This window comes from Bacteroides cellulosilyticus DSM 14838 (assembly GCF_000158035.1).
GTDB lineage: Bacteria > Bacteroidota > Bacteroidia > Bacteroidales > Bacteroidaceae > Bacteroides > Bacteroides cellulosilyticus.
The window spans coordinates 452,431-459,781 of record NZ_EQ973489.1; the positions used below are offsets into that span (position 1 = coordinate 452,431).

Consider the following 7,351-nt stretch of genomic DNA (forward strand, 5'->3'; position numbering starts at 1 on the left):
GGATTTTTTTATTATTTGATTTAGCCTTCTTTATTCAGGTTAGAATGAATATCCAAATCCTACATTCAGATAAATAGGATACATGGCAAAACTAATAGTATCGAAGTTTTTCTTAAAGATATCATTTAGTCCCCAAGTTAGATCAGCATAAACATTCAAATGCTTGAAAGCTTTCCATTCGCCACCGAATTGTATGCCCCATTGGAATCTGCGGAGATCATCGGAGAAATCGTAGGTTGCAACGCTTTCACCACCGAAGTCTACACGTGAACCTGTTTCATTGGGAGTACGGAGGTGACCTTCATAAACATGGCCAGAGAAATCACCTTCTAGTAAATACGAAAAATATGGTCCGGCTACGAGCTTCCAGCGTTTGCTGACTTTATAGTTAGCAAGGACGGGAACAGTAAGATAGGAGTTCTTTACTTTGGTTTTTACCCCTCCAGTCCATAGACCCTCTAGTTCACCACCATTGGTATTGATAATCTTCATACCATAGTTTTTTACGGTAGCTTCTGTCGTCATGTTCTTTGTTTCTAGACGCAAACCTAAAGTTAATCCCCATAATTTTTTCTCGTCGAGCCATTTGGTAGCATTTCCTTCAATCGAAATGGTCATGCTGGGTACATAGCTATCTATTTTACGGATTTCCTCGGGTAAGGGTAAAGGAGCGGTACCACCAATACTAAATCCTGCTTTCAAAGAATATTCCCATCCGCGAAGGTAGGATTGTGTGATGCTTTTTGTTCTGTCTTCCTGCGCTTTTACAGATGTACTCCCTACTACTGCCAGTAAGAATGCAATAAAAATAATATAATCTTTCTTCATAATTATTTTCGTTTTTAGTTCTCTTCACAAACTAATTCTACTTCGTCTATATAGAGTGTACTACCTACTGCACCTTTGAAGTGGTCACCTTCTACACTTGAAGAGAATATGATGCCAAGTTTATATTTCCCATTTTGAAGTTTTTGTTCATCAATGGACTTATTATTCTGACGTTCAAACGGTAAGCTAAATTCAGTCCATTGGTCGGTTTCCAGTGCTTCATCGGCTTTTATCTGTGCCAGATACACAAGTTTGTCGGAAGTCTTAGCATTAGTACCGTCCAGCATGAATGAGTTATCATCAGCTTCATACATGATGGCATAGATGTCAAATCTGTCTTTCAGACCACTTTGTGGTTGACCGTTTTCAGTATAAACAGGACCAGCTTTGTACTTATAGTATCCCTTTAAAGTTTTAGGATGTTTATAGAATTGAAAACCGAAGGTGGTAGCTTTAAGGGCGCCTTCTTGTCCTGCCAATGCTTTGCTTACATCAAAATTGCCGATAAACAGATTGCCGGCAGCAATATACATTTTTACCATTGCACCAAAACTACCAGTGTCTTTAGTTTCCAACTTAACACATTTCTTATTGAATCCGCCTTCTACTTGTACTGTAGGGTAATCGGTAGGGCTTTTTGCCATTCCAGTCAATGCAAAGCCTGGATTTCCACTAGACCACTGCAGAACTTTAGATATTCCTTGTGAGGTACTTGGGGCGAACTCATAAAGAATGTGGTAAGGAGTATTTTCTGCAATCAACAAGTCCTCAAAGTGATAAACTGTTGGTAATTCTGTCGGTTTAATATTTATAGTATAAGTGGGTTTGAATTCACCATTTTCAGAGGTTACGGTAAATGAACGTGAATTGCCAGCTTCACTAAAGTTGTAGAAGTTTCCGGTATCTCCGTCTCTGCTATTATTAGGTTTGATAGTTGCACCTTCTGGCAGAGTGAATTTCAACTCTTGTTTGGCAAGGTCTGCACCTTTATGTACATATACATCGACTATTTTTTCATTTGCATTAATATTGGCCAGCTGCACATCTGCACCCGTACAACCATCAATGGCCGCTTCAGAATTAAGCGCTTCGTCTTGTATACAAGAAGATATGGCAAATGCCAAAAAGAAACACGAGGTTAGCGTTTTAATCTTCATTTAATTCAGTTTTTGGTTATTAATAATGTAAAACTCGGGCGCAAAGTTAAGTTTCTTTTTTGAAATAGAAGACTTTGCGCACGTATTAAAAACATTTTTTCTAAATTTGTGTCCATTAAAATCAGTGAAATAATGATAACGGAAACGGAGAGAAAACGGATAATCGACCTGATACATCAGGAAGTGGTGCCGGCTATTGGGTGTACAGAGCCCATTGCTGTGGCATTGTGCGTAGCTAAAGCAACAGAAACACTGGGGACAAAGCCGGAAAAAATAAATGTGTTGCTAAGTGCTAATATTCTGAAAAACGCTATGGGAGTAGGCATTCCGGGTACCGGAATGATTGGCCTGCCCATTGCTATTGCGCTGGGGGCGCTGATCGGAAAATCGGAATATCAGTTGGAAGTGTTGAAAGACAGTACGCCTGATGTAGTGGAAGAGGGGAAACGTTTCATTGAGGAAAAGCGCATTCATATTTTGTTGAAAGAGAATATTGAAGAGAAATTATATATTGAAGTATGCTGTGAGGCCGGAGATGATAAAGCAACAGCTGTGATTGCCGGAGGACATACCACCTTTATATATATAGAACGTAACGGAGAAGTTCTATTTCAGAAACAACATACGGCAAGCTGTGAAAAAGAGGAAGAGTGCCTGGAGCTGACTTTACGTAAAGTTTATGATTTTGCTCTGAATACTCCACTGGATGAGATCAGCTTTATTCTGGAAACAGCCCGCTTGAATAAGGCGGCTGCCGAACGTTCTTTTGAAGGCAATTATGGCCATGGCCTGGGTAAGATGTTGCGTGGCACTTATGAACATAAAGTGATGGGAGATAGTGTCTTCTCACATATCTTGTCTTATACATCAGGTGCCTGTGATGCTCGTATGGCAGGGGCTATGATTCCGGTAATGAGCAATTCCGGTAGTGGAAATCAAGGTATATCTGCCACTTTGCCTGTACTCGTCTTCGCTGAAGAAAATGATAAATCAGAAGAAGAACTGATACGTGCTCTGATGTTGAGTCATCTGACAGTAATCTATATTAAACAAAGTTTGGGACGTTTGTCTGCTTTATGCGGCTGTGTGGTTGCTGCTACAGGTTCCAGTTGTGGTATTACCTGGTTGATGGGAGGAACTTACGATCAGGTGGCTTATGCTGTTCAGAATATGATAGCCAACCTTACGGGTATGATTTGTGACGGTGCGAAGCCCAGCTGTGCGTTGAAAGTAACAACAGGTGTATCTACCGCTGTTCTTTCTGCCATCATGGCTATGGAAAACCGTTGTGTAACTTCTGTAGAAGGTATTATTGATGAAGACGTGGATCAAAGTATCCGTAATCTGACCAAGATAGGGTCGAAAGGAATGAATGAGACGGATAAATTGGTGCTGGAGATAATGACGGGGAAATAGTGATTAGTGGTGAGTGATTAGTGATTGGAAACTGTGCTGCATAATAGCGCAACATGCTAATCACTAATCACTTACCGTTAATCACTATATTAATGATTGCATCCGCATCCCTGGTGATCGTGATCACCGCATCCGTCGCCGCAACCGTCACCACAGCTATCGCAACCGCAACTGCATCCACCGCCGCTCATCATACGAGCGATTTCAGCTAATTCTTCATTGGTTGCCGGGCGGCTTTCTATTACTTCACCTACAAAGTTCAGGTCGCAACCTGCCAAGGGGTGGTTCATATCCATTACCACTACGTCTGCCTTAATTTCTTGTACGGTTCCGTTGATACGTTGACCTTCAGAGGTCATTAAAGGCACTACGTTACCGGCTACAATACGTTCGCTATCGAACTTACCATCTACTTCAAAGATTTGTTTCGGAAGGTCGATTACATGTTCTTCGTCAAAGTCACCGTAAGCATCTGCGCAAGCGATTGTGAAATCAAACTTGTCACCTGCTTTCAGATCTTTCACTTGATCTTCGAAAGACTCTAAAGTCAGACCCAGACCGGAAATGAATTGGAAAGGGTGTTCTGCGGTGGCTTCTTCGGTGAAATCTTTTTCACCATCTTCTATAGCGTATAATTTATAAGCTACGGTAATGTACTTGTTTTCTACTGTTTCCATTGATATATTCCTACTGTTTTAAGTTAGTAATTCCTGTTTTTTCTTTTTGGAAGGGACAAAGATACGAATAATTTAGTTGGCGAATGGGTAAGCTCTTGTAATTTTCAGATAATTAAATGCTTCGAACCCTCTTGAATAATTCCTGTTCATGGTAGCGAATTACTCAGATTTGCCTTGAATAAGTGATAAAATAAGATTTTAATGCGGGGTTTTCTTACGATTAATCATAATAATCTCATTTTTTTCTTCAAATTGTTTGGAGTTTATAAAAAAGCCCTTACCTTTGCAGCACGATTAACGAAAACAGTAAAGTAAATAAAGTTATGAACTTACATACATCTATTAACCTGGCAGTCCTGCATATTATTCGCGTCGTGGTCCTGGAATCAAGAGCGTGAGAAAGGTTGTGTATGTATTCGTACGTTAAGATATCAATTTAGGAGCCTTTCTCACCATATGTGAGGAAGGCTTTTTAATTAAAAGGAGATTTGAAGATGAAACACCAATTACGCAGTTCGTTCAGCACGCAAGGCCGCCGCATGGCAGGGGCTCGTGCGTTGTGGATGGCAAATGGCATGAAGAAAGAGCAATTAGGAAAACCTATTATCGCAATTGTCAACTCATTTACACAGTTTGTCCCGGGACATGTGCATCTGCACGAAATCGGACAACAGGTGAAAGCTGAGATTGAGAAGCTGGGATGCTTTGCTGCCGAATTCAACACGATTGCCATTGACGATGGTATTGCGATGGGACACGATGGAATGCTTTATTCGCTTCCTTCACGTGACATCATTGCCGACAGCGTAGAGTATATGGTGAATGCGCATAAAGCGGATGCGATGGTTTGCATCAGTAACTGCGACAAGATTACTCCGGGTATGTTGATGGCAGCAATGCGCCTTAATATCCCTACTGTATTCGTTTCAGGCGGACCGATGGAAGCCGGCGAATGGAACGGTCAGCATCTGGATTTGATCGATGCTATGATTAAGTCGGCTGATGAAAGTGTAAGTGATGCCGATGTGGCTCAGATAGAACAACATGCTTGTCCTTCTTGTGGTTGTTGTTCCGGTATGTTTACCGCTAACTCAATGAACTGTCTGAACGAAGCCATCGGACTGGCATTGCCGGGTAATGGTACGATTGTGGCTACTCATGCCAATCGCACGCAACTGTTCAAGGATGCTGCTAAACTGATTGTTGAAAATGCTTATAAATATTATGAAGATGGGGATGACAGTGTGCTCCCCCGTAGCATCGCTACCCGTCAGGCTTTTCTGAATGCTATGACGCTGGATATTGCGATGGGTGGTTCTACCAACACAGTGCTTCACCTCTTGGCTGTAGCACACGAGGCAGAGGCAGATTTCAGTATGGATGACATCGATATGTTGTCACGTAAGACTCCCTGTCTGTGTAAGGTTGCCCCGAATACTCAGAAGTATCACATTCAAGACGTAAATCGTGCCGGAGGCATCATCGCTATCATGAGCGAGCTTGCCAAAGGCGGATTAGTCGATACGAACGTAAAGCGTGTAGACGGTATGACGCTGGCGGATGTAATCGACAAATACGGTATTACCAGCCCGAATGTTTGCGAAGAAGCTGTGAAGAAATATAAGAGCGCTGCTGCCGGAAAGTTCAATCTGGTACTGGGTTCGCAAGATGTCTATTATAAAGAATTGGATACTGACCGTGCCGGAGGTTGCATTCGCGATCTGGAACATGCTTATAGCAAAGACGGTGGTCTGGCAGTACTGAAAGGTAATATCGCTCAGGATGGCTGTGTAGTGAAAACGGCAGGTGTGGATGAAAGCATCTGGAAATTTACAGGTCCTGCTAAAGTGTTCGATTCACAAGACGCTGCTTGCGATGGCATCCTTGCCGGGAAAGTGGTCAGCGGTGATGTTGTGGTCATTACACACGAAGGTCCGAAAGGCGGTCCCGGTATGCAAGAAATGCTCTATCCGACTTCTTATATCAAATCGCGCCATCTGGGCAAGGAATGTGCACTGATTACGGACGGTCGTTTCAGTGGTGGTACGTCAGGATTGAGTATCGGACATATTTCTCCCGAAGCGGCTGCCGGAGGTAATATCGGTAAGATTCAGGATGGTGACATCATCGAGATTGATATTCCCGGACGTGCTATCAACGTCAAACTGACGGATGAGGAACTGGCAGCCCGCCCGATGACCCCCGTCACCCGTCAACGCGAAGTCTCAAAGAGTTTGAAGGCGTATGCCAGTATGGTAAGTTCTGCCGATAAGGGTGCAGTGAGACTGATTGATTAACCGAGAATTGACAAATGAAATAGAATTCCATTATCCATTAATAGAATGAAAGATATAATAACAGGCGCTGAAGCATTGATGCGTTCCTTGGAACATCAGGGAGTAAAGACCATTTTCGGATATCCGGGTGGCTCCATCATGCCGGTATTTGACGCTTTATACGACCATCGGAAGACATTGAATCACATCTTGGTTCGACACGAACAGGGTGCTACTCATGCTGCGCAAGGTTTTGCCCGCGTATCAGGCGAAGTAGGTGTCTGCCTGGTGACTAGTGGTCCCGGAGCGACGAATACGATAACAGGTATCGCAGATGCTATGATAGACAGTACCCCTTTGGTAGTAATTGCCGGTCAGGTAGGTACGGGATTCCTTGGGACGGATGCTTTCCAGGAAGTTGACCTGGTAGGTATTACGCAGCCTATCACGAAGTGGAGCTATCAGATTCGTAGTGCTGAAGATGTGCCTTGGGCTGTAGCCCGCGCTTTCTATGTTGCAAAAAGCGGTCGTCCCGGTCCTGTTGTATTGGACTTTGCCAAGAATGCACAAGTAGAGAAAAGTGAATATGCTCCTGCCAAGTTGGATTACATCCGTAGTTACCAGCCTGTTCCCGAAATGGATGAAGAGGCTGTGAGCCAGGCTGCTGAACTGATCAATAGCGCTGAACGTCCATTGGTATTGGTGGGACAGGGTGTTGAGTTAGGTGATGCACAACAGGAACTACGCGCTTTCATAGAAAAAGCCGGAATACCTGCCGGTTGTACACTGTTGGGACTTTCTGCTTTGCCTACTGCACATCCTTTAAATAAAGGTATGCTGGGGATGCACGGTAACTTGGGACCGAATATCAATACGAATAAGTGCGATGTACTTATCGCCGTAGGCATGCGCTTTGACGACCGTGTAACCGGAAAGTTGGATACGTATGCCAAACAGGCGAAAATCATTCATTTCGATATAGATCCTGCTGAGATAG

At 43.2% G+C, this 7,351-nt stretch carries 6 protein-coding genes; 3 read left to right on the top strand and 3 right to left on the bottom strand.

The window, feature by feature from the left end:
* Positions 1-39 precede the first annotated feature (39 nt).
* The gene (locus tag BACCELL_RS04405) at positions 40-828 is read right to left on the bottom strand and encodes a porin family protein (RefSeq protein WP_007210369.1); all 789 of its coding nucleotides are present in this window, start codon (positions 826-828) and stop codon (positions 40-42) included.
* 14 nt (positions 829-842) lie between these two features.
* Positions 843-1,985: a PCMD domain-containing protein gene (locus BACCELL_RS04410; RefSeq protein WP_007210370.1), complete on the bottom strand. Its 1,143-nt coding sequence runs from the start codon at positions 1,983-1,985 to the stop codon at positions 843-845.
* 132 nt (positions 1,986-2,117) lie between these two features.
* Here BACCELL_RS04410 and BACCELL_RS04415 point away from each other — a divergent pair, with 132 nt between their 5' ends.
* Positions 2,118-3,401, top strand: coding sequence for an L-cysteine desulfidase family protein (locus BACCELL_RS04415; RefSeq protein ID WP_007210371.1), 1,284 nt, complete (start codon positions 2,118-2,120; stop codon positions 3,399-3,401).
* A gap of 89 nt (positions 3,402-3,490) precedes the next feature.
* Here BACCELL_RS04415 and BACCELL_RS04420 read toward each other — a convergent pair whose 3' ends face one another.
* Positions 3,491-4,078 carry an FKBP-type peptidyl-prolyl cis-trans isomerase gene (locus BACCELL_RS04420; RefSeq protein WP_007210372.1) on the bottom strand — a complete coding sequence of 196 codons (588 nt, stop codon included), beginning with the start codon at positions 4,076-4,078 and terminating at the stop codon, positions 3,491-3,493.
* Between the two features lie 494 nt (positions 4,079-4,572).
* On the opposite strand from BACCELL_RS04420, the gene ilvD reads away from it, so the two are divergent.
* A complete protein-coding gene (gene ilvD, locus BACCELL_RS04425; RefSeq protein ID WP_044153287.1) occupies positions 4,573-6,375 on the top strand; it encodes a dihydroxy-acid dehydratase in 1,803 nt (600 codons plus the stop codon).
* Positions 6,376-6,420: 45 nt separating this feature from the next.
* On the top strand, positions 6,421-7,351 hold a 931-nt coding region (locus BACCELL_RS04430; protein ID WP_007210374.1), incomplete at its 3' end, for a thiamine pyrophosphate-binding protein.

Bases quoted from the DNA above. Each gene is read 5' to 3' on its own strand.
- BACCELL_RS04410 (WP_007210370.1), bottom strand. From the start codon at position 1,985: ATGAAGATTAAAACGCTAACCTCGTGTTTCTTTTTGGCATTTGCCATA.
- BACCELL_RS04420 (WP_007210372.1), bottom strand. From the start codon at position 4,078: ATGGAAACAGTAGAAAACAAGTACATTACCGTAGCTTATAAATTATAC.
- BACCELL_RS04415 (WP_007210371.1), top strand. From the start codon at position 2,118: ATGATAACGGAAACGGAGAGAAAACGGATAATCGACCTGATACATCAG.
- ilvD (WP_044153287.1), top strand. From the start codon at position 4,573: ATGAAACACCAATTACGCAGTTCGTTCAGCACGCAAGGCCGCCGCATG.
- BACCELL_RS04405 (WP_007210369.1), bottom strand. From the start codon at position 828: ATGAAGAAAGATTATATTATTTTTATTGCATTCTTACTGGCAGTAGTA.